This window comes from Streptomyces sp. NPDC060205 (assembly GCF_042728395.1).
Classification (GTDB): Bacteria; Actinomycetota; Actinomycetes; order Streptomycetales; family Streptomycetaceae; genus Streptomyces.
Genome location: NZ_JBHWZP010000026.1, coordinates 14,089 through 37,965 on the forward strand (window position 1 = coordinate 14,089; position 23,877 = coordinate 37,965).

Sequence of the window (23,877 nt, forward strand, 5' to 3'; positions counted from 1 at the left end):
CGCGGCCCTCAGTCCTGCGCGGGGGACTTCTTCTTGCGGATGAAGAGGATCGTGGCGCCGCCTATCAGGACCAGGCCTATCGCGATTCCGGCTATCACCGGGGTGGCGCTGGACGCGCCCGTCTCGGCGAGGTCCGTGGTGGTGGCGGCCGTGCCGCCGACCGTGGCGGGGCTCGGCTCGTTCAGTGTCTGTACGGTCTCCTCTGCGGCGGCGCCGCTCTGCGTCTTGCAGTCGAGCACGCCCTGGAACCGCTTCTCGTAGCCGCCCGGCCCCTCGACCGTGAAGTCGTACGCCTGGTCCTCCTGCAGCGGAACCGTCACGGTCTGTGACGAGCCCGCCTCGACGGTGTGCTCGGTGCCGAGCAGCTCGAAGGTGAACGCCTCGTCGCCCTCGTTCACCGCGGTGACGTCGAGGCCGCCCTCCGCGCAGTTCTTCTCGGCCGACAGCGCGGGTATCGCCCCGGCGCCGGCCCAGTTCGCGGTCGCCGCCGCGGAGACCGTCGACTCGCTGGAACCGGCCAGGATCTGGGTCTGGCTCCTCGTCTCGGAGGCGAAGGCCCGTCCGACCGGCACGGTGGTCGAGGCCTGCACCGTCAGCGCGGCCGAACCGTCCGGGGCGTCCTCGGCCACGTCGAAGAACAGCTCGCTGCCGTCGGTCGCGGACGTGATCTCCTTGCCGTCCCGGCCGACGACCTTCACCCCGCTCGTGGCGTCGGCGAGCGGCGTCACCGTCACACCGGCCGCGTTCGTGCGCACGGTGACCGGGCCGAGCAGTTCACCCGGGCGACCGGAGACCGCCGGCGGATCCAGCTCAAGGGACGCGGCGGGCTCCGCCAGGTCGCGTGCGCTGCGCTGCAGATAGTCGGCGAGCTTCTCCGCCTGCGGATCCACGGCGTCCACGTCGGCACCGTCCGAGTACCGCCAGATCGCCACCTGCGTTCCGACCGCCGCGTCCTGCTGCGTGAGGCCCTTCGCGCCGGCCTTCGCGGCCAGCGCTGCGAGGTCGTTGACCTGCGGGTAGGAGTTCTGCAGGATCCAGCGGATGCGACCCGCGTCGGGGTTCCCGTTCAGCGACGTACCGCTCCAGGGGGTCTCCTGGTACTTGGCGTCCTTCTGCGTCGGGCTGTAGATGTCGACGCAGTAGGTCTGCAGGGTGCCGCCGTTGTCCACGGACATCTCGAAGAGCCCGGCGGAGACCTGCTTGTCCCCGCCCTCCTCGTGGATGACCGCGGGCCCGGACGTCTTGAGGCCGCCTATCGTGGCCGTCGCACCGCCCTGGCTCAGAGGGACTTCGTCCGCGACGGCCGCACCGGCGGTGGTCACGGCGCTCACGGCGACGAGACCGGACACGAGCGCCACCGCGGCCAGGCGGGCGGCAGCGGCACCTCGCCCGTGCACGGACGGCGCAGAGAACGAAGAAAGCACAGAATTCCCTTTCGAGCGGGACCCGTTGAACTGGAGGGTTACGGTCCCACCAGCGGAATCAGCAGCCCCGAGAGCTATGCCCGGCATCCTAAGGACGGGGCGCAGCTCCCTCCCCGGTCATGTCATCCGATCAGTGATCCGAATCGGAATCGTTATCGCCAGGGCCGGTTGCGGGCCGCGCTTATCGACAAATCCGCTGGGACCCTTCGCAACGCATTCACCGATAAGCCGCACTTCGGTCAGGCCGCGGTCTCAGCACGCACCGTGACCACGGCCGGTCATCCCGTCAAGGCCGGTTCCTGCCGCCGCGGAGCGGCCCGCCCGGTTGGCCTCGCCCTCTCGGCCGGTCCCGTCCCCTCGGCCGGCTCAGCCCTCTCGGCCGACTCAGCGCCGTCGGCCGGATCGGCCGGTTCCGTCTCCCAGTTCGGCTCCGGTCGGACCGGCGCGTCCGACGACCGGCCGGACGCCTGCTCCGGTGCCTGGTCGCCCCTGAGCGCCCTGCGGAACGCCGCGGTGCCGCGCGCCAGATCGTGCCCGATCGCCGACGCCTCGATGTCCGCGCCCGTCCACGACTGCCCGTCGCGCTGCTCGGAGCGGACCTTCAGCCTGCCCCGCACCATCAGCGGCTCCCCGAGCGACACGGACGCCTGCACGTTCGCCGCCAGCGCCCGGTTGGCCCACACCGTGAAGAAGTTGGTGTGCCCGTCCCGCCAGGCGCTCTTCTCCCGGTCCCAGAACCGCTGCGTGACCGCCAGCCGGAACCTCGCCGACGGGCCCGCCGCCGTCTCCCGGAACACGGGCTGTGTCGCCACGTTCCCCACCACGCACACCACTGTCTCGTTCATCGCGGAAGCCCTCCCTGCCCACGCGCACGGGCTCGTCCCGTACGGCTGCGTCTGTCCGTTCGGCGGACGCGACACGGCGCTCGTGCTTCGAACGCCCGACGACGCCTCATGACGCCTCATGACGTCTCATGACGCCTCCTCACGCCGCATCGCGCCTCAGCACGTCTCATGACCGCCTCGCGATCACGTCGTGTCCGCCGAGACCTCAGACTGCCTCCGTCCGCCCGAACCCGCTGAGCCCTGTGGGCCGTCCCCCGGTTGTGGACAACTCCGCCACCCGAACGAGAACCTCCGCCCACAAGCTCCCCCACCTCCCCCCTCGACTCCCCGTCACCTCACCCCGTCACGTCACCCCGCCGACACCGTGACCCCCGAGGCCCGCAGGAACTGCTCCCGCACCTCCCGGTACCGCAGCAGCTCCCCCGCCACCGGATCGAGAACCCGGGCCCGCCCGCATCCCGCAGCCGCCTCCCGCAGTCTCCGTTCCGCCTCCGCCCCGTACCGCCGCGCGGGCCCGCTCGCCGCGAGTCTGCACGCCCACTCGACACCCGGGCCGCCCACGATGCCGATGACCATCAGCAGCACGGGAACCCCGAGGTTCGGCGACATGAGACCGATGATCTGGGCCAACAGCCACAGGCCGCCGACGACCTGAAGGACGGTCATGGACGCCTGAGCGAGCACGGCGGCAGGCCACCAGCCCGGCCGCGGCGGCCGGCCCACCGGTGTACCGGCCCGTACCGCCAGTTCGTCCAGGGCCTCGCACAGCCCCTGCGAACCCCGTACGGCCGCCTCGCGCACCGCCTGCGCCCACGGCGTGGGCAGTCCGTCGGTCGCCTGCTCGGCCACCGTGCGCACCGCCTGCTCGACGCGCTGGCGCGCCGTGGCCTCCTCGTCGTCGTAGGCCCGTACGGGCAGCCGTCCCGTCGCGGGCTCGCGCCGGTCCTGGTACCAGCGCCACAGCCGCAGCCAGGGCGTGCCGCAGGCGCGGTTCGCGTTGCGGCGCCACGCCCGCTCGGCGGCCTCGCCCGCCGCCGTGGCGCCGACCGCGTCGGCGAGCCGGTCGGCGAACTCCTCGCGTGCCTCCTCGCTGAGCCCGGCCTGGCGCCGGTTGGCGTAGACGGGCCACAGGCGCACCGCGGCCGCGTCCACGTCGGCCGAGATCCGGCGGGCCGCGGCGCCCCGCTCGGCCACGAAGTGTCCGAGCACCTCGCGCAGTTCCCCGATGCCGTCGCCCGTGAGCGCGGACAGCGCGAGAACGGTCGCGCCCGGCTCGCCGTACTCGCCGAGCGCGATCCCGTCCTCGTCGAGCAGCCGCCGCAGGTCGTCGAGGACCTGGTCGGCGGCGTCCCCGGGCAGCCGGTCGACCTGGTTGAGGACCACGAAGGTGACTTCCGCGTGGCCCGCCATGGGCCGCAGATAGCGCTCATGGAGTACCGCGTCGGCGTACTTCTCCGGGTCGACGACCCAGATGACGGCGTCCACGAGCGCGAGGATCCGGTCCACGTGCTCCCGGTGCTGGACGGCCGCCGAGTCGTGGTCGGGCAGGTCCACCAGGACGAGCCCGCGCAACTGCGCCTCGGCCTCGGCGCTCTGCAGCGGCCGGCGGCGCAGCCGGCCCGGGATGCCGAGCCGGTCGATGAGCCCGGCCGCGCCGTCGCTCCAGCTGCACGCGATGGGGGCGGCGGTGGTCGGCCTGCGGACCCCGGTCTCCGAGATGGCCACTCCGGCGAGCGCGTTGAAGAGCTGCGACTTGCCGCTCCCGGTGGCTCCCGCGATGGCGACCACGGTGTGCTGCCCGGAGAGCCTGCGCCGGGCCGCGGCCTCGTCCAGGACCTGTCCCGCCTCGGCGAGGGTCCGGCTGTCCAGCCGCGTCCTGGAGAGCCCCACCAGTTCGCGCAGCGCGTCCAGACGGGACCGCAACGGCCCGTCGTACGCGAGCGGGGCCACCACGGGCGGCCTGCTGTCCACGACGGTCTCCTGTACGGGCCTGGCCTGGCCCTCGGCCGTGGCGGACACGCGCCGTGCGATCAGCCCGTCGTCCCAGCCGCCCACCGCGTCCGCGGAGTCCACATCGTCCGCACCTCCGGACCCGGAGCCGGAGCCGGGGCCGGACCTGCCCCCGCCCCCGCCCCCGCGGCCCGCGTCCGCAGCCCTCCGCCCGGAATCACCCTTCTCCCTGCGCCCGGCTTCCCTACCGGCCGTCTCCTTGCGCACGATCTCCGTGGCGGACGTCTCCTTGCGCACGATTTCCCCGCCGGAGCCCTCCTCGCGGGCGTCGTCGTCGCCCGGCTGGTCGGCGTGATCGGTGTGGTCCGTGACGGCGGTCACCGCGGTCACCTCTCCTTCTGCAGTACCGACAGCGCGGCGATGAGTTCGGCCTGGGGTTCCGGATGGACGTCGAGTGCGTCGAGCGGGGCGAGCCGCCGCTCCCGTTCGTCGTGCAGCGCCTTGTCGAGGTAGTCGGTGAGCAGCCGCCCGCCCTTGTCGCGCAGCCGCAGCGCCCCGTGCGCGCCGATCCGCTCGGCCAGCCCCTCGCCCGCGGAGCGCGCCCGCCGGCCGCCCAGGAGCGCGGTGGCGACCAGCGCGGCCACCACCTCGGGATCCGGCGCGACGCTCTTCTCCAGGGCGCGTACTTCGTCCTCGGCGTACTCCTCCAGGACGCGGCGCCAGCGCCGGGCCGCCATCCCGATGCGGTGCTCGGCGCTCTCCAGCGCCGGATCGCGGTCCGTCAGCCCCGGGGCGCCCGCGGCGGGTTCGCGCCGCCACGCCTCGTCGACGCGCTCGTCGGCCGCCGTGACGGCGCACAGCAGGAGCGCGGCCAGGCTCTCGACCAGCGCGTCCAGCAGTTCACCGGCGCTGGAGTCCAGCGGATAGCTGCGCCAGCGTTTGAGCGCGCCACCGGCGAGGACCGCCCCGGCCTGCAGCCGGCCCCGCAGACGCGTGTACTCGCTGTCGTACGCCCCGTCGACGGCCGCGGTGAGCCGCAGCGCGGCGGCGTACTGGGCCGCGGCGGCGCCGGCCAGCTCGGGCATCCGGGACTTGAGCGAGTCGAGTGCCCCGTACGCGGTGCGCGCCATGGCCTGATGCCGGGCGCCCGGGTCCTGGGCCTGCTGGGCCAGCCAGGCCCGCAGGGGCGCCACGGCGGTGGCCGGAAGCAGTCCCCCGCCCCAGGCGGACTCGGGCAGCTCGGGCACCGTGAAGCGGGGCACGTCGCCCAGCCCCGCCTTGGCGAGGAGCGCGCCGAACTGCCGCGAGACCTCGGAGACCACCTGGTGGGGCACCCGGTCGAGGACGGTGACGAGCGTGGCGTCATGGTCCTTGGCGGTACGCAGCAGATGCCACGGCACCGCGTCGGCGTACCGTGCCGCCGTGGTGACCATCACCCAGATGTCGGCCGCGCACATGAGCTCGGCGGCGAGCACCCGGTTCCCCGCCACCAGGGAGTCGATGTCCGGCGCGTCGAGGAGCGCGAGCCCCCGGGGAAGGGTGTCGGCGGTCTCGATGCGCAGGACGCGCATGTCCTCCTCGCCGGGCGGCAGCGGATCGTCGTCGACGTCCTGGTGCGGCATCCACACGCGCGTGAGGTCGGGCAGTACGCGCATCCCGCTGAACCAGTGATGGTCCTCGGGGTGGCACACGAGCACCGGGGTACGCGTCGTGGGCCGCAGCACCCCGGCCTCGCTGACCCGCCGCCCCACAAGGGAGTTGACCAGCGTCGACTTGCCCGCCCCGGTCGATCCTCCGATCACGGCGAGCAGGGGTGCTTCGGGTTCTCTCAACCGGGGCACGAGATAGTCGTCGAGTTGCGCGAGCAGTTCGTCGCGGTTGGCACGCGCGCGTGGAGCCCCCGCCAGGGGCAGCGGGAAGCGTGCGGCGGCGACACGGTCGCGCAGGGCGGAGAGTGCGTCGAGCAGCTGGGGCCGTACGTCCAAGGTCACCACATGCGAAGAATGCCCAATTTTGCAGGCTTTCTAAAGCATATGGGCATGTCTGCGCGCCGATTGGACACACGGGGCCTAAGGGACGACTGGGGCGCAGGCATAACGAGTGCACAACACCCGGGGCGTGAGGCGCCAAAAGCGATGCACGATTCGTACCTGCCTGCGATTATCAGGACCGCTTCACTGAACCTCCACATCGAGCCACGGAGGGGAAGCGCGAAGCGCAGGGACCCAGGAGCTCTATCCTTGTCCCCGGCAAGGTCACAGCCCCGCCCATACCCGGGCACCAGCACCACAGGCCACCACACCCGGCCCCCGTAGCTCAGTGGATAGAGCAGGCGCCTTCTAAGCGCTTGGCCGCAGGTTCGAGTCCTGCCGGGGGCGCACCGCCACGCACTGCGTTCTCGCAGGTCGGTCAGCCCGTTGGGCGACACGCCAGGATCCCGGCACGGCCCCGGACGCGCTCACCGCCTCACGACCGCTCAGGTCTCCCGGCGGGCCCGCTCGACGATCTCGTCCTCCGTGAGCGGCACATCGTGGTGACTGAGGCAGATCGGCACCTCGACCCTGCTGAATCCGGTCCCCTCGCCTGCGGCGTTGAACTGGCCGGCCTTGAGACCGGCGAGGTTGTCGAGGACCGCGTTCCGCGCCTGGGCCATGGTCCTGGCGGCCTCGATGTGCGCGGGCTGGGTGAGCCGGCCGATGAACTGGTTCACGGTGTTGCCCAGCGCCTGGTTGTGGATCCCCCTGGGGAGCTGCGAGGCGAGGACCATCCCGAGTCCGTACTTGCGTATCTGACGGATGAGTTCGACCGTGCTCTCCGTACTCGGATTCGATGCGCCGGAGGGCACGAAGTTCTGCGCCTCGTCCATCACCAGCAGCCCGCCCAGGGCACGGTCGCCGACCGGGTGGGCCCTGAACCATGAGAACAAGGTCGCCTGCAGGCGGCTGACGAACTGGGCCGGTCCGTCGCCGGACAGCCCGGTGAAGCTGATCACCGAGACACGGGCGGCCTTCCCCGGCGACGGGATCAGGAGCATGCCGGGATCGGCGGGTGCGCCGGACTCCCCGAACAGCGGGTCGGTCTCCATCGCGGCTTCCAGCGTGTCCGCCATCTGCACCGCGAAGCGACCGGTCCTGCTGTTCACGATGTCGTTCGGGGCCTCCGCGAGCAGCTCGACCAAGCCGGCCAGGTTCTTGCCGCCTTCGCGCGCGTACCGTTCGAGGGCGCGCTTGAGGACCCCCAGTTGCTGGGTCGCGCGCGCACTGCTGCCGCGTACACCGGCGTGTGGCGCGAGTGAGGTCACGGTCGACCTGACCAGACGGGGGAAGTCGTCCACGTCGTCGAGGACGGGACCGAAGTCGGGAAGCGGGTGGAAGGAGATCGGACGTCCCCGGTTCAGACCCGGTGTCCACACCACCACCTCGACCTCCGCGAAATAGCGCCGGGCCTCGCGCTCGTGGCCGTCCGTCCAGCCCCTCGGTGGGCGCGGCCAGGGGTCGCCGAGCCGTGCGAGGTCGTCGTTCGGATCCAGCACGATCACCGAGACGCCGCGCAGAGCGCACTGCTCCACAAGTCGCTTGATCAGGACCGTCTTGCCCGATCCCGCCGCGCCCACCACCGCGGTGTGCATCCGGAGCCGTTCCACGGGTACCGCGAACGGACGGCCGCCCCGGAGCGTGGTTCCGACGACGATCTCGGTAAGAGCGGACTCGGCGTCCTGCGGCATGCCCGCCGCATCCGCTGCATCCACCGCATCCCTGGAGCCGACTTCCGTGGTCGCGACGCCGAGATGCTGCCGCAGGTCTCCCAGCACCGGCGCGAAGACCTCGATACGGGAAGCGGGGCGCTCCTGCCGCAGCCATTCGTCGAGGCCCGACGTACGGTCGTCGAGCATGGCCCGGAGGGCGGCCAGGGTCCGCAGGTCGGCGGCGCCGATCGGGAACGACACCCCGCCCCGCGCCTCGAAGTCGTCCTTGATGTCCTTGGTCCTGGGGCCGCTCGGGTACGGCGTGTTCCGCAGCAGGATCAGCCGGCGGCTCGCCAGGCCGGCCGTCAGACCGGCTTCCACGGCCGCGTTACGGATCCGGTTCTGGGCGGCGATGGCGTTGTTCGCGGCGATCGCCCGGAAGGACCAGTGGAATTCGTTCTCGCTGGCCTCGTCCACGACATAGCGCAACCGGGCGTGCAACGCCGCCTTGCGGCCGAAGTCGGTCTCGATGGAGAACCGTGTCTCGTCGGCGCCCAGTTCCCTGACCAGACTCCGCAGCCCCGCGCCCAGCAGAGCGGGCATCGCCCCGTCCTCGGTCGTGGGGTCGAGCGGCCGACGGTCGTCCGCCTCGGCACGGAGCTTGTCGAAGGACTCCGTCAGGGTGCTCAGGTTGACGGCCCGCGCCGGTGCGGGCGGTGTGGCTGCCGTGGGCTCCGCGTCTGCCAGGGAGATCAGTTCGGCCACCGTGCCGGTCTGCAGACATGCCTCGATGTGCTTCTGGACCCGGACGAGCAGCCGCCGTGCGGTGTAACGGTGCGGGGCTTCGGCCAGCGCCGCCGGGGTGACCGGCCAGGTGGGGCGCGGCGGGGTGAACCCCGCCGACTCGTAGTACGGCCGGAAGCGGCTGCTGACGATGGCGGCGGCGGTGGCCTCGTCGGGAATCGCACCGAGCGTCGGCAGCACTTCGAACCGGTCCAGGGCGGACCGGACCGCCTCCCGGGAGATCTGCTCCCAGGTGTCCTCGTGGCACGCCACGACCATCAGGGTCCGGCGGGCTTCCTCCCGCAGTTCCATCAGGCCGGTGGCGATCTCACCGCTCAGCCGCTTCGCGGTCCAGCCCTCGCCCGAGGCGGGCGACGTCAGCGACGACGTCTGCGCGGCGGAGACCAGGGTGTCGAGCTGGTCGAAGGCGAACACCAGCGGTCCGACCAGGGCGAACAGGCGCGTCAGATCACGCAGGACGAGTTGGGCCGGTCGCCCGCCGGGCGCCATCCCCCAGGCGGCGCGCTTGTCCCCGTCGTCGTCGCTGAGCGCGAAGTAGGCCGTGCCGATCTCCACGGGATCGCCGGTGGAGGCTGTCAGCACCAGCGCGCGGGCCGTGTCCGCGGCCTCGTTGCCCACCTGTCGGTCGATGGTCCGGATCCCCCGGACGAACGCGTCGACATGGGCGCGCGTCAACTCGCTCCGGCCGGTGACAGCGGCATGGGTGTCCGTGTCGAGGCGAGCCCGGCTCGACAGCTCGTCGAGCAGGCGGGTCAGTTGTTCCCGGTCGCCCTCGTCCTTCCGGTAGAGACTGTCGACGAGACCGCCGGCGACGCTCTCCCAGAAGTTCCGGCCGGTGACGAGCCTGATGTAGAAGAAGAAGCCGCCGCGCTCCTGGATCTCGTGGCGGGTCCAGCCGAGCAGATGCGTCTTGCCCGAACCGGTCTCGCCCCGCACCACGGTCGCGACCGGCGAGTGGGCGCGCTCGACGGCGCTCATCGCCCGCCCCAGCCGCCGGAACACCTCGGGATGAAGGCCGTCGACGTGGTAGGAGGTCACCGGTGTCCAGATCTCTTCCTGGGCCAGCGCTGTGCTGATGTACAGCCTCTCCAGGGCGGCGAGTTCCCCGTTCACGCCGGTCCGATCCGCAGCAGGTGGCGGGGTTCGCCGCCGATGTCGACGGCGGCTCTGCGGTCCTCGTCGCTGAGCGTGCGCCGGTTGAGCTCGCCCATCAGCTGTACGTCGTTCTGCTCGATCATCCGGTCGAGTTCGGCGTCGACGGCCCCTCGCGGCAGGTCCGCGAGCCATGGGCGCAGCGCCGACAGTCTGACCCAGCTGCCCGGTTTCCGGCGGGCGGTCAGTTCCGTGTAGACCGCGCGGATCCAGTCCTCGACGTCGGGCTGGAAGAACTCGCCGAACTTGGTGCCGGAGCGGGCCAGGTACTGTCCGACGTTGTCCAGCACCGCGTAGAGCACCCCGGCCGGGAACTTCGCTCCGTCCGGGCGTCCGGCCACCAGAGCGGACTCGCACCAGGCCCGGCCCGCGGACGTGAGCTGGTGCGTGTTGACCGCACCGCGCTTCCTGGTCACGATCCGCTCGGCATCCTGGTTCACCCGCCGTCGCACCACCGCGGTGATCTCCAGGCCGGCGAGTTCGCGCAGTTCACGGTTGGTCACCGGCCGTGCGACCACCATCAGGGCGAACAGCGATGCATGATCTCGTACGGTCAACTCCGTCGGCACAGTACCCCTCCTCGATGAGCCGGAATCCGGTCAGATGTCGAACCCCCGCCCGGGCACCAGTTCCACCCGGCCGGTCGTGCTGGACAACTCGCCCATGACGGTGATCACCCGCCGTTCCCGATGCGCGGTGATCGCACGGTCGTACGAGATCTGGTCCGGGAGCCGCACCCAGACGGCCCGCCGGACCAGTTCGGTGTGCTCGGTGCGCAGCTCACCGCGGACCTTGATACGCCAGCGGTCGTTGCCGGAGGAGTCGTCGTGCAGCCCCTCGACGACACCGGAGATCGTCGCGGCACCGGTGGCTTTGAGGTCGCGGAGCCGCTGGGACGCGGCGTGCAGAAGCGATCCCGAGGTCTCCGGGAACGCGACGACGTGTGACGGCACATCGAGTGGCTGCGAGCGCGCCCACCGGAAGCCGATCTCGAAGGGTTCCTTCCGGTCGAACCCGGAGAGCTCACTGAGCGCCTTGCACAGATCCGCGGAGACGCCGGCCGTGACGGTCTCGTCGAAGGCCGCGGGCGTATCCGCCGCCACGGCTGCCTGGGCCGCGCTCACCGCTTCGAGCATCTGGACCAGCACGGCCCGGCCGGTGACCTGCTCCCCGCTCGGGGTCCGGGCCGTCGCGTCCGCGGCCACCCGGATCTCGACGACGTAGCTCCCGGCGCGGGAGGGGCCGAGTTCGGCTGCGCGCAACAGGTCGCCCACCACGCCCGGTTGCCGGCCGGCGAAGGCGAAGTGCGGACCCTGCACGACGGTGCGCGTCGCCGCCGCCAGGGCGTTGCGGACACCCAGCACCGTCTGCGCGCCCATGAGCAGCGAGGTGTAGCCGGGGTCGTGGCCGGTGGGAAACGTGCGGAAGGACTGCTTGTCCAGCTGCGGTCTGGCGATCTCCAGGGCGATGTCGCCCGCCGGCCGGTCCTCCAGCGCGCACAGACAGCGCAGGATCTCCCGTAATCGGCGGTCGCTGTCGCCCATCCCGTCGCGAGCGGGCACCAGCACCTCGTAGTCGCCCGGGTACTGCCACACACTCGCTCCGCGCCAGCCCTGTGGATCCCGCTCCCAGCCCGTGTCCGCCAGATAGCTGGCGATGTCGTCGACCTTCAGCGGAATCGTCATCGCTTCCCCTACCAGTCGGACTGCGTCTCGGTGAGCCGGCGCAGTGAGGCGGCGGTGAGCACGTTCGCTGTCGGCACTCTGACCGGACGCCTTCGGTCACGGTCGGGGTCCTTGATCGGCTCCTCGGCGCGAAGCGAGACGAAGTAGCCGAGGTGGCGGAGCATCACACCGTCGGTGCTCATGGCCGCGTACGCCTGGTTGTCGGCGGGGACGCAGATGACGAACAGGAACCGCGGCACGGTGAAGTCGGGGCCGGCGAGCTTGTTGAACTGCCGTTCGTTGAGCCCGCGGAAGTTGAGGTGGCCGGACGACACGGACGGCTTCGACCATGTCTTGATCTGAGCCTCGACAGTGGGTGACAGCGTCCGTCCGTAGCGGCCGGTGGCACGGAACCCGAGATCGACCCCGTCCGCGTCGATATCGCCCTGCACGACGATCAGCCCCGCCGCGGAGGCCAGCACACGGACGTAGTCTTCGCCGAACTTGCCCTGATGCTGCTTCGCATCGAGCACGAAAGCCCCCAATGTCCCGCGGCCGTGGCACACAGTGGTCAAAATTTTACGGGCCGCGCCAACGACTGTCAGGGCCCCGTATTGGACCTTCCGGCAGGGCCCGCGACGGCACGCACCGCCACCGTGCCGGAAGCACCAGCCCCCGGCGCCCCTTCTTCCAAGGAGGACGGTCAGCGCGTCACTTCTGCTCGACCGGCGGGCAGGTACCCGTGTCCTCGCCGATCGAGTTGATCTCGGCGTTCGAACGGGAGTCGTCCGCGTAGTCGAGCTGATCCGTGCACTTCGTATCGGCGTCCTTCGGCGTACCCGACGCCTGCCCGCCGGACTTCTCGACCGGGCAGGTGCCCGTGTCCTCGCCGATCGAGTTGATCTCGGCGTTCGAGCGGGAGTCGCCCGCGTAGTCGAGCTGATCCGTGCACTTCGTGCCGGACTGGGCGGGCGTGCCCGACGGCTTGCCCGCCGCGGCGCCGGACCCCGTCGTACCGGACCCCGTGGTCCCGGACTCCCCGGTGCCCGACTGCGGTGCACTCGCGGACGCCGTCGACGAGCTGCTCGCCGAAGAGGAGGGTGACATTGAGCGGAACGCGCCCCCAGGGTGCCGGGATCCCCACCCGGTCCCCCCGGTCTCCCCGCCCGCCCCGTCGGCCCCGCTCACCGCCCCACTAATCTGTCCGCCATGAACGCACCGGGGGACATGATCGACGGTCGGTTCGAGCTGGTCGCGCGGCTCGGCAGCGGTGGGATGGGCACGGTGTGGCGGGCGCGGGACACCGTGCTGCACCGGGAGGTCGCCCTCAAGGCCGTACGGCACGACGCGGCGGCCTCCGAGGCCGTCCGCGCGCGGGTGCTGCGGGAGGCGCGGGCGCTGGCCCGGGTCAGCCACCCGAACGTGGTGATGATCCATCACATCGTGAACGACGACCCGCACCCCTGGCTCGTGATGGAACTGGTCGAGGGCGTCTCCCTCCAGGAGCGGCTCGCCGACGGCCCGTTGTCGCCCACGGAGGCCGCCCGGCTGGGCCGCCAGGTGCTCGGCGCCCTGCGCGCCGCCGACGCGGCCGGCGTCCAGCACCGGGACGTCAAGCCCGCCAACATCCTGCTGCGCACCGACGGCTCCGCGGTCCTCACCGACTTCGGCATCGCGGCGCTCCAGGGCTCCACCGCCCTGACGGCGACCGGCGAACTCATCGGCTCACCCGAGTACATCGCCCCCGAGCGGATCCGCGGCAACGACGACGACCCGGCGTCCGACCTCTGGTCCCTGGGGCTCGTCCTGTACGTGTGCGTCGAGGGCGTCAGTCCGCTGCGCCGCGGGACGACCCTGGCCACCCTGGCCGCCGTGCTCGACGAGGCCCTGCCCCCGCCGGTGAACTCCGGCCCGCTGGCACCCGTGCTCCAGACCCTGCTCGTACGGGATCCGGCGGCGCGCCCCGACGCGGCACGGCTGGACGCGATGCTGGCGCAGGTCGAGTCGGGTACGGCGCCGGACTGGGCCCTGCCGACGACGACCGCCCCGCTGCCGCCCGGCCCCGCGACGCCCCCGGCCCACGCCCTGGGCGTCCCGTCCGCGGACCCCGGCGGCCCCCCGCACGCCGCAGCCGCCGGCACACCAGGCGCACCGGCCGCCGTGCCGGGTGAGGAGCCGACGCGTGTCGGGGACGACCGCCCGTCCGGGCGCGGAGGGCGTGCGGCACTCGTCGCCACCGTCGCCGTCGTCGTGGTCGCCCTCGCGACGGCCGCGACCGCGCTGGTGCTCACCCTGGGCGACCGGGGCGACGGCGACGGCAAGGAGGACGGCGCCAAGGGCGGCACCCCCGCCCCCACGTCGTCCTCGTCGGACCCCTCGCGCTCGCCGTCCTCGAAGCGGTCGTCGACGCCGACGCCCACTCCCGAGCCGTCCGCCCCCGACTCCTCACCGGCCTCCGGGGGCCGGTGGATCGCCCAGCTCTTCTCCGAGCCGGTCGGCTCCGGCACCGCCGCCCGGGACCGGCGGCTCGCCGCCGTCCGCGAGTCCGTCCCCGAGGCCGTCTACCTCCGCAGCGACGACTACGCGTCCCTCCGCCCGGGCTACTGGGTCGTCTACGCGCCGGGCCCCTTCACCGACGGCCGTGACGCCCTGTCCTTCTGCGCGGAACGCGGCAGGACCACGCCGACCGAGTGCGTCGGCCGGTACGCGAGCAGGAGCGCGGACGACTACAAGCTCCAGTGCCGCCCCCCGGCCGCCGACCCGACGGGCTTCTGCACCCGCCCGTGAACCGCACCCGCCCATGGACCGCACCCGTCCGTGAACAGCACGCGCGCGTGGACCCCACCAAACCAGGCAGCTCATATGATCTATGACCCGGTATGACACACCTTGGTGAATGATGTCACGTTGGGTGCCGTTACCCGCTGTGAGTCCTGGCGTTGAAGGGGCAGTGCGGTCGCGTTCATGCGTCCGCGCTCACCGATTCGAAGGAGAAACGTGATGTCTCGCATCGCGAAGGCAGCCGTTGTCGCTCTCGGCACGGGTGCCGTTGTGCTCAGTGGTGCCGGTCTTGCCATGGCGGACGCGGACGCCGCGGGCACGGCCGTCGGCTCGCCCGGCGTGGCGTCGGGCAACGTCGTCCAGGTTCCGGTCCACATCCCGGTCAACCTCTGCGGCAACACCGTGAACGTCATCGCCCTGCTGAACCCGGCGTTCGGCAACCAGTGCGCCAACATCAGCGACACCCACGAGGGTTACGGCCACTGAGTCGCCGCACCACAGAAGCGAAGGCCCCCGGCGGTACCCACCGCCGGGGGCTTCCTCGTGTCCCACGCAGCACCCCACGCATCCTGGCGCCGCACCGCCCGCGCGGGCGCCTCACACGTACCGGTAGATCCGGCTGTGGGCCTCCAGCTGGTCCGGTGTCACGCCCCACGGCGGCATCTCCTCGTGCCGGGCGACGATCCGCCCGTACGCCCGCTCCCCGAGTTGCGGCGGCGACTCGGGCAGATAGCGGGCACCCTGGTGCCGCTTCTGCCAGCGTGTCCACAGCAGGTCCACGAAGGAGTGGTGGAGCCAGAAGACAGGGTCGTTGACGGAGCCGCCGCCCAGCATGTGCCCGCCGACCCAGCGGTGCACGCGGTTGTGGTTGCGCCAGGCGTCGTTGCCCCGCCCGGTCCCCCACCCCTCCAGCTTGTTGCGGAAACCGCGGCCGGAGGTGGAGTCCCAGGGGCTCGTGTCGTACACGGGATCGTCGAGAGCCGCGGCGAGTTCGCCCGCGGTGGGCAGGGACAGCGGATCGCGGGGCCTGCCGAAGTCGCGCGTGAGGTAGTCGCCGTCGGTCATCGACTCCTTGACGACCCACTTCTTGTGCCGGCGCGCGAACGGGCCGGTCGTCACCTGGTGGTCGGAGCGGCGTCCGTTGCCGCCGAGGAGGTCCTCCCCCCACAGCGAGGCGGCGGGGGTGCGGTCCTTCGTCCAGTCCCAGTACGGCACGGACACCCCGGAGTCGACCCTGCGCAGCGCCCGCTCCAGGTCCAGCAGGAACCGCCGGTGCCAGGGCAGGAAGGACGGTGCCATATGGGCCGCGCGCAGCCCGTCCTCACCGTCCGACACATAGTGGTCGATGTGCATGCGGACGAATTCGTCGTACTCACCGGTGCGTTTGATCTCCAGGAACGCGCCGACGAGCCTGCGCTTCTCCGAACCGGTCAGCGCGTTCACGTTCTTACGCGTGTACGCCATGTCCGTGCCCCTCCCCCGGCTCCGCGTCCGCGGTGGCCGCGCGCAGCCGCAGTGTGCCGCCCAGTTCGTCCACGGCGGCGCGGGCGGCGGCCAGCGGCGTCGGGTACGCCTGGTAGTGGTCGACCATCGTCAGATAACCGCCGTCGGCCCGCCGCATGAGGTGCAGCGGGCGGTCGTCCACCGTGACCCGCCAGGCCCCGGCGGGAGACGTACGTACGTGCCCGGCCGGACGTACACCGCCGGCCGCCTCGGCCCTGCAGCCGCGGATCCGGCACCCGCCGTACATCTCGTCGAACCCGGCGGCGAACCGCGCCTCGAAGTCGGCCAGTTCGCGGGACGGCCCACCGGAAGGACCACCCGCGTCGTACGGCTCTTCGCGCATCGGTCCCGACGCCGCGACGAACGGCGCCACGGCTGCCGCCACGGCCGCGGCGAGCACCCCTTTCAGGACGTCACGCCGCGTGCCGTTTCCCACTCTCGTCCGCACTCCCCGCCCCCTTGATCGCGTCATGTCCGCGCTGTCGTCTCCTACAGGCCCGGAGCGAGGCCCAGCGTCGCGCCCGGGGCCGCCTGCAGGACCGGGGTCAGCACGGCCACCTGGGGCAGCTTCGCGGCCGGCAGGCCGAGCATGTCCGCGCGCGGCGCGGTCAGCGGGGCGTCCAGCGAGGCGCCGGGCGTCAGGGCGCGCAGACCGGAGGTGGGCGTGCTGGCGGCGAGGTGGTCGAAGGTGTCCCCGAGCACGCGCGGCAGCGGCGTACGCAGGTCGAGCGAGGGCAGGTCGCTGGTGACCGGCAGCTGCGGCAGGGCCCGCTCCGGCAGCAGCCGGCCCTCGACGTACCGCGGCCCGTCGGGGCTGCCCGGGGTGATCAGCGGCACGGTGCCGGCGATCCTGGGCATCTCCATGTTCAGGGAGTTCTCCACACCTTCCAGGGGCACGGCGACCGGAACCCCGTCGGCCGCGACGGCGGGCGTCGCGACGGCGGCCGCCACACAGGTGACGACGGCGGCAAGAGTTCCTCGGGTGGTCGACTTCATCTCAGGCACGGGCCTTTCGGGATTCGGGAGGGTGCGTCCGAAACGGGTAACGACCCGGCGCACGGGATCCGGTCAAAATTCCCCCGGTCGATGCAATCTTCAGCTCTTCCACAAGTCCCACCGCGGCGCCGGCGCGCGTCTCCCGAGCCCCGAGGGCCCCGGCGGCCCGGGGTCGCGCGGGCGGGCGCGGTGCTGGGGGTCAGGCGCGCAGGCTGCGGGCCGGGACGAGGGCGTGCGCCGCGCTGTTCAGGGTCTCCTCGTCACCGGCGAAGGCGGCCAGCGCCTCCGGCTCGACGGGCTTGCCCGGCTCGGCCTCGGGCCACGGGCGGGTGGTGAACAGGAAGTAGGCGTAGCCGCGTTCGCCGACCGCGGCGAGCCACTCCGGCGGTACGGGGCACTGGGCGTTGAGCTGGGTCATGCTGACGACGGCCTGCCCCGACTCGACGAGGAGGCGGACCGGGAAGCTCGGCTGCCGGGTCGCGTCGACGACCTCGTCGCCGAGGGGCAGTCCGTTGGCCTTCAGCAGCTGCTCGACGGCGGCGGCGGAGCCCTCGGGGCCGTTCGCCCCGTCACCGAGGGAGTAGGCGAGGAGATAGGGCATGTCGCCGTCGGGCTGTTCACCGCTCCACGCCATGACGACGAGGGTGCCGAGGTCCGCGGCGGGGAAAGGGCGCGTTTCACTGGAGATTGAGGTCACCGCGGAACCGTATCGACGTGTCGGAATGCGTCCGCTCCCTTTCTCACCCGCCCGGGGGATTTACCGGAAGGTCTCCACACGAACGAGGGACGGGGTCAGGCAGTGGGGTGGGCCTGCGACGCGAAGGGCCGGTCCGCGCTGATGCGCAACCGGCCCCGCGTCACTTACGGCCCCGTACGGCCCCGCGTCACTTCTGGAGGGGCAGCCCGCCCAGGAGACCCGTGGGACCGCCCGCCGAGTTCAGGGCGTCCGTCGCGTCGCTGAGGGTGCTGAGCGCGGAGTCCTGGTTCTCCGTGTCGAGCGCCCTCGACTGCGACTGCAGGGGCATGGCGTCCACCGGCTCGGTGGTGAGCTGGGTGAGGGCCGAGTTGAGGCCGCCGTTGAGGCTCGAAGGGGGCGTGAGGTCGGCGGCAAAGGCGGGCGCGGCCACACCAGCGATGGCCATGGACCCGGCGACGACAGCGGCGGCCTTCAGGGACTTCATCGTGTTCCTTTCATCGGCGACTCGCGTCACCAGAGGGAATTCTCACTGTTCAGGCACCGTGCATGCCTGCTCTCGCACTGCTTCCTGCCCAACGACCCCTCGTCCGGGCGGAAACCCCGAACACTGAAAATTCCTGGAACCCACCCGATTGAAGGCTGTGTTTCATCACCAAATGGGATCCCTCATATGAGAACCCTGAAAGATAGTGAAAACAGAGGGTGAAACAGCCGTCGGACCGGCCCGGGTGACGGGCCGGCCCGACGGCCGGGGCGGTGGCTGCTTCGCCTCAGCCACCGCTCCCCGACTGTGCGGCCACGTTCGTGGGCGGCTTGGGCAGTCCCGGCAGGTTCGGCGCGGGCAGGGCGCCGCCCACCGCCACCGCGGCGACGAAGTCGACCAGGCCGCTCACGGTCTTCTTCGCGGCCGCCCCCAGCGCGGTGGCGTCACCGGCCACCGCCGCCTGGACGAGGGAGTCCACCGAACTCTGCAGGGCCTTGAGCGCGTCGGCCCTGAGGTCGGGCGCGGCCACCCGGTCGGCCGGGCCCGGCGCGGGCAGCGCGGGGGCACCGGGAAGCGCCGGCAGGATCGCCGGCGGAGCGGCCGGGATCCCGGGATCGGCCGGTGAGTTCACCTCCGGCGTCTTCGGCTCGGCCGGTGTCTGCGGAACCGTCGGCGTCTTCGGTTCGGTCGGTGTCTGCGGCACGGCCGGTGTCTTCGCCGGCGGGGTCTGCGGAGCGGCCGGGGCCGACGCGGTGGCCTTGGCGATGGCCTCCTTGACCGCGTCGCCGAGCTTCGTGGCGTCGGCGGCGGGCAGTTTCCCGCCGTCGGCCTTGAGCGCGGTGGTGAGCAGGTCGGTGACCGGCTTCAGCACTCCGGCGACGTCGCCCAGACTGGCGGCCTGTGCCAGCAGGGCCTCCGCCTCGGGCACCGGCGCCCGGACCGCTGTCGCGGACAGCGCACTCGCGGACACCGCCGCGGCGGGGGCCGTGGCGGCGCGGGTGTCGTGCGCCGCGTCGTGGTCGGCGGCCACGGCGACGGGTCCGGCGATCCCCAGCAGGAACGTGGCGCAGAGTGCGGAGGTCGCGATACGCCGCGTGGGCAGAGCACGCATGGAGGGTCCTTTCGATGGTGCGTCGGGTCCTGTGCCCACCGTGGAATCGGTGACCTCCGCCTGCAACCGATCACACCCGCGCCACGGCGGCCCGCACCCACCGCGCCGGCCGTTGTCCCTGATGAGCCGCCATGCCCGGCCCCGCCGAACGCACTTGCCACCCCTCCCCCCATTAGGGGGTAACGCGGATCGGCCGCCCTCCCCGGGGGGAGAGCGGCCGATCAGGGGCCGGGCTTCGACGTCAGTCGTTGGCGCACTCGTTGCCGAACGCCGGGTTCAGCAGAGCGATGACGTTCACGGTGTTGCCGCACAGGTTGATCGGCACGTGGACGGGGACCTGCACCAGGTTGCCCGACAGGACACCCGGGGAGTTGGCGGCGGCGCCGTGCGCGTCACTGTCGGCGGCGGCGATGCCGGCGGTGCCCGCCATGGCGGCGGCGGCAACGGAGGTAAAGACCAGGCCCTTCGCGATACGCGACATGGAGAGGTGCTCCTTGGGATTGAAACAACAACCGGGCGGGATGCCCGGCTCTGGAATCAACGCGCGGCACCGGCGCGGGTTGTGCCTCCAAAAGAGTGACGCTCCGGGCCGTTACCAGAAGCGAGCCAGGGGGTTATTCCGAGGCATGCACACGATTCCGACACACTTGACAGGTTTCACGGATAAATACGGATAGCGGCTACAGTTGCGTTCTCCTCAGATCATCACAGACCGCCTCGAATCACCTCATACAGCTTGAAACAGACGGGAAGTCAGGCCGGCACCCGTGGGGCGTCCACGTCCCGCCCGCCGATGTCCCCGTCCCGTCCGCCCGCGAGGGCCGGAACCTCCGCCGCCGAAATTCCCCCCGAAAGGGCAACGCCGGTCATGCGCAATTCCCTGGGTCTTCTGCTGCGCCGTGGGATGCTGGGTGCTTTTTCCCTCGCCTCGCTGTGGGTGCCGGGCGCACCGGCGTCGGCCGCCCCCGTCCCGCCGGGCGCCACGGCCGCACCGCCCGCCGCCGAGGCGCGGGGCCTGGCCTTCACCCAGCGGTACCGCGCGCTCGGGCACGGCGGGATCGTCCGGGCCGCCAACGCGTCGATCACCTGCCGCACACCCGTCGCGCCGACGGCGGTGACCTGCTCGGCCGCCCGCGCAGGTCTGGCGGTCGCGAACGACGGCTTCGACATGTTCTACACGGACATCGACAAGGACCCGAACACCTACAACTCCAGCAGCGCCGAGGTCCGTCTGCCGTCGGGCGCCCGCGTCTCGTACGCGCGGCTGTACTGGGGCGGCAATCTGCGGGTCGGTGAGCAGAAGCCGCCCAAGGACAACGGACGGGTGCTGATCGCCGAGGCCGGCGGCCAGTACAAGGAAGTGCTCGCGGACACCCTCGTCGGGCACCGGGTCGCCCGTGGCGCGGACGCCTTCCAGGCGTCGGCGGACGTCACACGGCTGGTGCGGTCGAGCGGCGCGGGCGCGTACACGGTGGCGCAGGTCAATGTGGCGATGGGGCACTCGGCGGCCGGCGCGTGGGGCGGCTGGACGCTGATGGTGGCGTACGAGAAGGCGTCGGAGCCGCTGCGGCATCTGGCGATCTGGGACGGCTTCGGCCCGCTGGGGCCGCAGAACGGCCCGGTGGTCCGGGTGGACGACCTGCCGTTCCCCGCGGGGGCCGCCGGCCGCGTGGGGCTCGTCGCCTACAACGGCGACCGCGGGCGACGAGGTGACTCGCTCACCGTGTCGGACGGCCGGGGCAGGCCCGTCCCCCTCGGCAACAGCGCCAATCCCCGGGACGACGTACTGAATTCGACGATCACGGAGTCCGACGGGACGGCTTCCCCGCGGACACCTTCGTATCCGAACACGCTCGGGTACGACTCCGACGTCCTCGATCTCCGCGAGGGCCTGCGGCGGGGCGGGGACCGGCTGGACTTCCGGCCGACGTCGCGGCGGGACGCGGCCTGGGCCGGCGCGCTGTTCGTCGCCGTCGACGCGAAGCGCTGATGCCCTTCCCCTCTTCTCCCGGCCCCGACCCGGTTCCCCCCGCGCTCCCCGCGAGCGCCGCCCATGAACGAGGAAGACCCCCCATGCGACTGTCACCGACCGGCCCGGGGCCGAGGCCACGGGTTCTGCACGTCTCCCAGCCCGTGGACGGCGGGGTGGCACGCGTGGTCACCGACCTGGTGCGGGCGCAGCTGGCCACCGGCGCCGACGTCACCGTCGCCTGCCCGCCGGACGGCGGCCTCGCGACGGCGACCGAGCTCCTGGGCGCGGGCGTACGGCACTGGCAGGCGACCCGTTCGCCGGGACCGTGGCTCGCCCAGGAGGTACGGAGTCTGCGCCGGCTCGTCCGGGAGGTGCGGCCCGACGTCGTGCACGCGCACAGCGCCAAGGCCGGGCTCGCGACCCGGCTCGCCGTACGCGGACGGGTGCCGACCGTGTTCCAGCCGCACGCCTGGTCGTTCGAGGCGGTCGGCGGGGCCACCGGCCTCTTCGCCCTCAACTGGGAACGTCTGGGGGCCCGTTGGGCCTCGCGGATGGTGTGCGTCAGCGAGGCCGAGCGGCGCACCGGGCAGCGGTCGGGGATCAGGGGCCGGTGGAGCGTCATCCCGAACGGCATCGACACGCGGGGCTTCCATCCCGCGCCCGTGGAGACCGTACGGGCCGGGATTCCGCTGCTGGCAGGCGTCGACGCGGCGGCGCCCCTCGTGGTGTGCGTCGGGCGACTGTGCCGGCAGAAGGGGCAGGACGTCCTGCTGGAGTCGTGGCGCGAGGTGACCCGACGGGTGCCGGCCGCGCGGCTCGTGCTGGTCGGCGACGGGCCCGACGCGCGGGCGCTGCGGGCCGCGGCTCCCCCGTCCGTGCTGTTCGCCGGGGCCGTCACCGACGCCACGCCCTGGTACCAGGCCGCCGATCTGGTCGTCCTGCCGTCCCGCTGGGAGGGCATGGCGCTGGCGCCGCTGGAGGCCATGGCCTGCGGGCGGCCCGTCGTGATCACCGATGTGGACGGGGCGCGCGAGAGCCTGCCGCCGGGCCAGGGGCCACGCTGCCTGGTGCCGTCCGAGCGGCCGGACGCGCTGGCCGGGGCCGTCGCCGGGCTGCTGCTCGACCCGCTGCTGCGCGAGTCGCTCGGTCACCAGGGACGCCGGTACGTAACGACCACGCACGACGTGCGGCGCACGGCCGCGGCCGTCGCCGACGTGTACCGCGATCTGATCGGCAGCTGGCCGACCGGGCGGGACACGGGCGTGGACCACACCGAGTACAGGGAGTCCATCCACACGTGACTGCGGAAAGCACCGTTCCCTCCCCCGGCGGCCGGCCGCGGGCGGCGGACCACGGATTCACGGCCGTCCCACCCGTCTCGTCGGGCTCGCCCGTCTCGGTCATGCCACCGCGCGAGGCCGTCGGCGGCTTCGCGTTCCCCCGCGGCAGACGGCCCTTCGTGCACCGCGTACGCGCCGTGCACCGGGTACGGCACGTGCGGCGGCCCTCGCGGCTGCCCCTGCCCGCCGTGGACATCGGCGCGGCGCTGGCCGGCGGCGCCCTGGCCCTGCCGTGGCCGCATCCGCTTCCGCTCGCCCTGCTGGTGCTCGCGGTGCTCCGGCTGAACGCGCACGCGGCCCTGTACCGCACCGCGTCCACACCCGCCCTACCGGCTTTACTGGACGAAGTGCCCGCCGTCTGCGCCCGGATCGCGGTGGGCTGGTGCGCGCTCGCGGCCCTGCTCGCCGCGTACTCCCCGGAGCACGCGCTGGACGCCCGCGCCCTGCTCCTCGGCTGCGCGGTGCAGTCGCTTGTGAGCTGCGCGGGCCGGGGCGTCGTACACGGGCACCGGCGCCGGGCGCTCCAGCGGCGTCCGCGCGCGGCCCTGGTGGTCGGCCGCACGGTCGACGCGCAGCGCGTGGCGGCCGCCTTCCTGCGGCACCCTGACTGCGGAGTACGGCCGGTGGGGGTCGTCGCCGACGAAGCGAGCGACGGCGAGGGACTGCCGGTGCTGACCACCGGTGAGGAGGTCCAGCGGGCCCTCATCCAGAACGGCGTGCAGGACGTGCTCGCCGTGGCCCCCTCCGGCTGGGCCGAACAGGCCTCGCTGCTGCGGGTGCTGGGCGAGTCGGGCTGTGCCGTGTGGGAGGTGCGTGCGGACGCGTCGGCGAACGGGCGTACCGACCGGCTCGCCGGGTTCGCCTGCCGCCGGCTGCCCCTGGGCCGCCGGTACGGGAACGCCGGGAAGCGGCTGCTCGACGTGCTGGTCTCCGGAGCCCTGCTCCTGCTGGTCAGCCCGGTGCTGCTGGTGTGCGCGGTCGTGCTGCGGGTCCTCGACGGGCCCGGCGTGGTGTTCCGGCAGGAACGCATCGGCAAGGACGGGCGGCCGTTCACCCTGCTGAAGTTCCGGACGCACCGGCCCGTCGACGCGCACGAGGCGGCGACCCGCTGGAGCGTGGCGAACGAGCACGAGATGGTCTGGTTCTGCCGCTTCCTGCGGCGCACGTCCCTCGACGAACTGCTCCAGCTGTGGAACGTCTTCTGGGGCGACATGAGCCTGGTCGGACCGCGCCCCGAACGGCCGTTCTTCGTGGGCCAGTTCAGCCAGACGTACCCCGGTTACGCGGCCCGCCACCGGATGCGCACCGGCATCACCGGGCTCGCGCAGATCAACGGACTGCGCGGCGACACCTCGATCGAGGACCGCTGCCGGTTCGACAACGCCTACATCGACGACTGGTCGCTGTGGCAGGACGTCTGCATCCTGGCGCGCACCGCGGTCTCGCTCGTGCGCCCGACGGGGAGCTGA

The 23,877-nt window shown here is 72.4% G+C and carries 21 protein-coding genes and 1 tRNA gene; 6 read left to right on the forward strand and 16 right to left on the reverse strand.

Annotated features, from left to right (window positions below):
• Window positions 1-8 precede the first annotated feature (8 nt).
• The 4 genes from ACFWGJ_RS07075 to ACFWGJ_RS07090 form a co-directional block, all read right to left on the reverse strand.
• Window positions 9-1,424, reverse strand: coding sequence for a TQXA domain-containing protein (locus ACFWGJ_RS07075; RefSeq protein ID WP_387321549.1), 1,416 nt, complete (start codon window positions 1,422-1,424; stop codon window positions 9-11).
• Between the two features lie 278 nt (window positions 1,425-1,702).
• A complete protein-coding gene (locus ACFWGJ_RS07080; RefSeq protein ID WP_387321550.1) occupies window positions 1,703-2,269 on the reverse strand; it encodes a single-stranded DNA-binding protein in 567 nt (188 codons plus the stop codon).
• Window positions 2,270-2,617: 348 nt separating this feature from the next.
• Window positions 2,618-4,600, reverse strand: coding sequence for a GTPase (locus ACFWGJ_RS07085; protein WP_387321551.1), 1,983 nt, complete (start codon window positions 4,598-4,600; stop codon window positions 2,618-2,620).
• Between the two features lie 5 nt (window positions 4,601-4,605).
• Window positions 4,606-6,213 (reverse strand): dynamin family protein, encoded by a 1,608-nt coding sequence (locus tag ACFWGJ_RS07090; protein WP_387321552.1) that lies wholly within the window; start codon window positions 6,211-6,213, stop codon window positions 4,606-4,608.
• 311 nt (window positions 6,214-6,524) lie between these two features.
• On the opposite strand from ACFWGJ_RS07090, the gene ACFWGJ_RS07095 reads away from it, so the two are divergent.
• Window positions 6,525-6,597, forward strand: a tRNA-Arg gene (locus ACFWGJ_RS07095).
• A 98-nt stretch (window positions 6,598-6,695) separates the two neighbouring features.
• On the opposite strand, the gene ACFWGJ_RS07100 is transcribed toward ACFWGJ_RS07095, so the two are convergent.
• The 5 genes from ACFWGJ_RS07100 to ACFWGJ_RS07120 form a co-directional block, all read right to left on the reverse strand.
• On the reverse strand, window positions 6,696-9,821 hold the full coding sequence (locus tag ACFWGJ_RS07100; protein ID WP_387321553.1) for an ATP-binding protein: 3,126 nt from the start codon (window positions 9,819-9,821) through the stop codon (window positions 6,696-6,698).
• Window positions 9,818-10,429, reverse strand: a complete 612-nt coding sequence (locus ACFWGJ_RS07105) for a hypothetical protein (protein WP_381833709.1) — start codon at window positions 10,427-10,429, stop codon at window positions 9,818-9,820. Before ACFWGJ_RS07105 ends, ACFWGJ_RS07100 begins: the two co-directional genes overlap by 4 nt.
• 30 nt (window positions 10,430-10,459) lie before the next feature.
• Window positions 10,460-11,545 (reverse strand): hypothetical protein, encoded by a 1,086-nt coding sequence (locus ACFWGJ_RS07110; RefSeq protein WP_387321554.1) that lies wholly within the window; start codon window positions 11,543-11,545, stop codon window positions 10,460-10,462.
• 8 nt (window positions 11,546-11,553) lie between these two features.
• A complete protein-coding gene (locus ACFWGJ_RS07115) occupies window positions 11,554-12,057 on the reverse strand; it encodes a DUF4365 domain-containing protein (RefSeq protein ID WP_366782119.1) in 504 nt (167 codons plus the stop codon).
• Window positions 12,058-12,235: 178 nt separating this feature from the next.
• Window positions 12,236-12,631, reverse strand: coding sequence for a hypothetical protein (locus ACFWGJ_RS07120; protein WP_387321555.1), 396 nt, complete (start codon window positions 12,629-12,631; stop codon window positions 12,236-12,238).
• Between the two features lie 102 nt (window positions 12,632-12,733).
• Here ACFWGJ_RS07120 and ACFWGJ_RS07125 point away from each other — a divergent pair, with 102 nt between their 5' ends.
• Together ACFWGJ_RS07125 and ACFWGJ_RS07130 are read left to right on the forward strand one after the other, a co-directional pair.
• Window positions 12,734-14,311 carry a serine/threonine-protein kinase gene (locus ACFWGJ_RS07125; protein ID WP_387321556.1) on the forward strand — a complete coding sequence of 526 codons (1,578 nt, stop codon included), beginning with the start codon at window positions 12,734-12,736 and terminating at the stop codon, window positions 14,309-14,311.
• Window positions 14,312-14,524: 213 nt separating this feature from the next.
• The gene (locus ACFWGJ_RS07130; RefSeq protein ID WP_210882490.1) at window positions 14,525-14,791 is read left to right on the forward strand and encodes a chaplin; all 267 of its coding nucleotides are present in this window, start codon (window positions 14,525-14,527) and stop codon (window positions 14,789-14,791) included.
• 111 nt (window positions 14,792-14,902) lie between these two features.
• On the opposite strand, the gene ACFWGJ_RS07135 is transcribed toward ACFWGJ_RS07130, so the two are convergent.
• The 7 genes from ACFWGJ_RS07135 to ACFWGJ_RS07165 form a co-directional block, all read right to left on the reverse strand.
• Window positions 14,903-15,769: a tyrosinase family protein gene (locus ACFWGJ_RS07135; RefSeq protein ID WP_387321557.1), complete on the reverse strand. Its 867-nt coding sequence runs from the start codon at window positions 15,767-15,769 to the stop codon at window positions 14,903-14,905.
• Complete coding sequence (locus tag ACFWGJ_RS07140; protein ID WP_381833907.1) at window positions 15,753-16,244, reverse strand: tyrosinase family oxidase copper chaperone; 492 nt, start codon at window positions 16,242-16,244, stop codon at window positions 15,753-15,755. Before ACFWGJ_RS07140 ends, ACFWGJ_RS07135 begins: the two co-directional genes overlap by 17 nt.
• A 53-nt stretch (window positions 16,245-16,297) precedes the next feature.
• A complete protein-coding gene (locus ACFWGJ_RS07145) occupies window positions 16,298-16,804 on the reverse strand; it encodes a hypothetical protein (RefSeq protein ID WP_387321558.1) in 507 nt (168 codons plus the stop codon).
• Window positions 16,805-17,003: 199 nt separating this feature from the next.
• Window positions 17,004-17,501: a DUF5949 family protein gene (locus ACFWGJ_RS07150; RefSeq protein ID WP_387321559.1), complete on the reverse strand. Its 498-nt coding sequence runs from the start codon at window positions 17,499-17,501 to the stop codon at window positions 17,004-17,006.
• 187 nt (window positions 17,502-17,688) lie between these two features.
• Window positions 17,689-17,985 (reverse strand): hypothetical protein, encoded by a 297-nt coding sequence (locus tag ACFWGJ_RS07155; protein ID WP_387321560.1) that lies wholly within the window; start codon window positions 17,983-17,985, stop codon window positions 17,689-17,691.
• 286 nt (window positions 17,986-18,271) lie between these two features.
• Window positions 18,272-19,096: a hypothetical protein gene (locus tag ACFWGJ_RS07160; RefSeq protein ID WP_387321561.1), complete on the reverse strand. Its 825-nt coding sequence runs from the start codon at window positions 19,094-19,096 to the stop codon at window positions 18,272-18,274.
• A 241-nt stretch (window positions 19,097-19,337) separates the two neighbouring features.
• On the reverse strand, window positions 19,338-19,577 hold the full coding sequence (locus tag ACFWGJ_RS07165; protein ID WP_107016158.1) for a chaplin: 240 nt from the start codon (window positions 19,575-19,577) through the stop codon (window positions 19,338-19,340).
• A 387-nt stretch (window positions 19,578-19,964) separates the two neighbouring features.
• Here ACFWGJ_RS07165 and ACFWGJ_RS07170 point away from each other — a divergent pair, with 387 nt between their 5' ends.
• The 3 genes from ACFWGJ_RS07170 to ACFWGJ_RS07180 all read left to right on the forward strand — a co-directional run bounded on the left by ACFWGJ_RS07170 (window position 19,965) and on the right by ACFWGJ_RS07180 (window position 23,877).
• Complete coding sequence (locus ACFWGJ_RS07170) at window positions 19,965-21,086, forward strand: DUF3344 domain-containing protein (protein ID WP_387321562.1); 1,122 nt, start codon at window positions 19,965-19,967, stop codon at window positions 21,084-21,086.
• 83 nt (window positions 21,087-21,169) lie between these two features.
• Window positions 21,170-22,369 carry a glycosyltransferase gene (locus ACFWGJ_RS07175; protein ID WP_387321563.1) on the forward strand — a complete coding sequence of 400 codons (1,200 nt, stop codon included), beginning with the start codon at window positions 21,170-21,172 and terminating at the stop codon, window positions 22,367-22,369.
• A complete protein-coding gene (locus ACFWGJ_RS07180) occupies window positions 22,366-23,877 on the forward strand; it encodes an exopolysaccharide biosynthesis polyprenyl glycosylphosphotransferase (protein ID WP_387321564.1) in 1,512 nt (503 codons plus the stop codon). The genes ACFWGJ_RS07175 and ACFWGJ_RS07180 overlap by 4 nt, the downstream gene beginning before the upstream one ends.

Bases quoted from the DNA above. Each gene is read 5' to 3' on its own strand.
- ACFWGJ_RS07080 (WP_387321550.1), bottom strand. From the start codon at position 2,269: ATGAACGAGACAGTGGTGTGCGTGGTGGGGAACGTGGCGACACAGCCC.
- ACFWGJ_RS07110 (WP_387321554.1), bottom strand. From the start codon at position 11,545: ATGACGATTCCGCTGAAGGTCGACGACATCGCCAGCTATCTGGCGGAC.
- ACFWGJ_RS07120 (WP_387321555.1), bottom strand. From the start codon at position 12,631: ATGTCACCCTCCTCTTCGGCGAGCAGCTCGTCGACGGCGTCCGCGAGT.
- ACFWGJ_RS07125 (WP_387321556.1), top strand. From the start codon at position 12,734: ATGAACGCACCGGGGGACATGATCGACGGTCGGTTCGAGCTGGTCGCG.
- ACFWGJ_RS07130 (WP_210882490.1), top strand. From the start codon at position 14,525: ATGTCTCGCATCGCGAAGGCAGCCGTTGTCGCTCTCGGCACGGGTGCC.
- ACFWGJ_RS07135 (WP_387321557.1), bottom strand. From the start codon at position 15,769: ATGGCGTACACGCGTAAGAACGTGAACGCGCTGACCGGTTCGGAGAAG.
- ACFWGJ_RS07145 (WP_387321558.1), bottom strand. From the start codon at position 16,804: ATGAAGTCGACCACCCGAGGAACTCTTGCCGCCGTCGTCACCTGTGTG.
- ACFWGJ_RS07155 (WP_387321560.1), bottom strand. From the start codon at position 17,985: ATGAAGTCCCTGAAGGCCGCCGCTGTCGTCGCCGGGTCCATGGCCATC.
- ACFWGJ_RS07160 (WP_387321561.1), bottom strand. From the start codon at position 19,096: ATGCGTGCTCTGCCCACGCGGCGTATCGCGACCTCCGCACTCTGCGCC.
- ACFWGJ_RS07165 (WP_107016158.1), bottom strand. From the start codon at position 19,577: ATGTCGCGTATCGCGAAGGGCCTGGTCTTTACCTCCGTTGCCGCCGCC.
- ACFWGJ_RS07170 (WP_387321562.1), top strand. From the start codon at position 19,965: ATGCGCAATTCCCTGGGTCTTCTGCTGCGCCGTGGGATGCTGGGTGCT.
- ACFWGJ_RS07175 (WP_387321563.1), top strand. From the start codon at position 21,170: ATGCGACTGTCACCGACCGGCCCGGGGCCGAGGCCACGGGTTCTGCAC.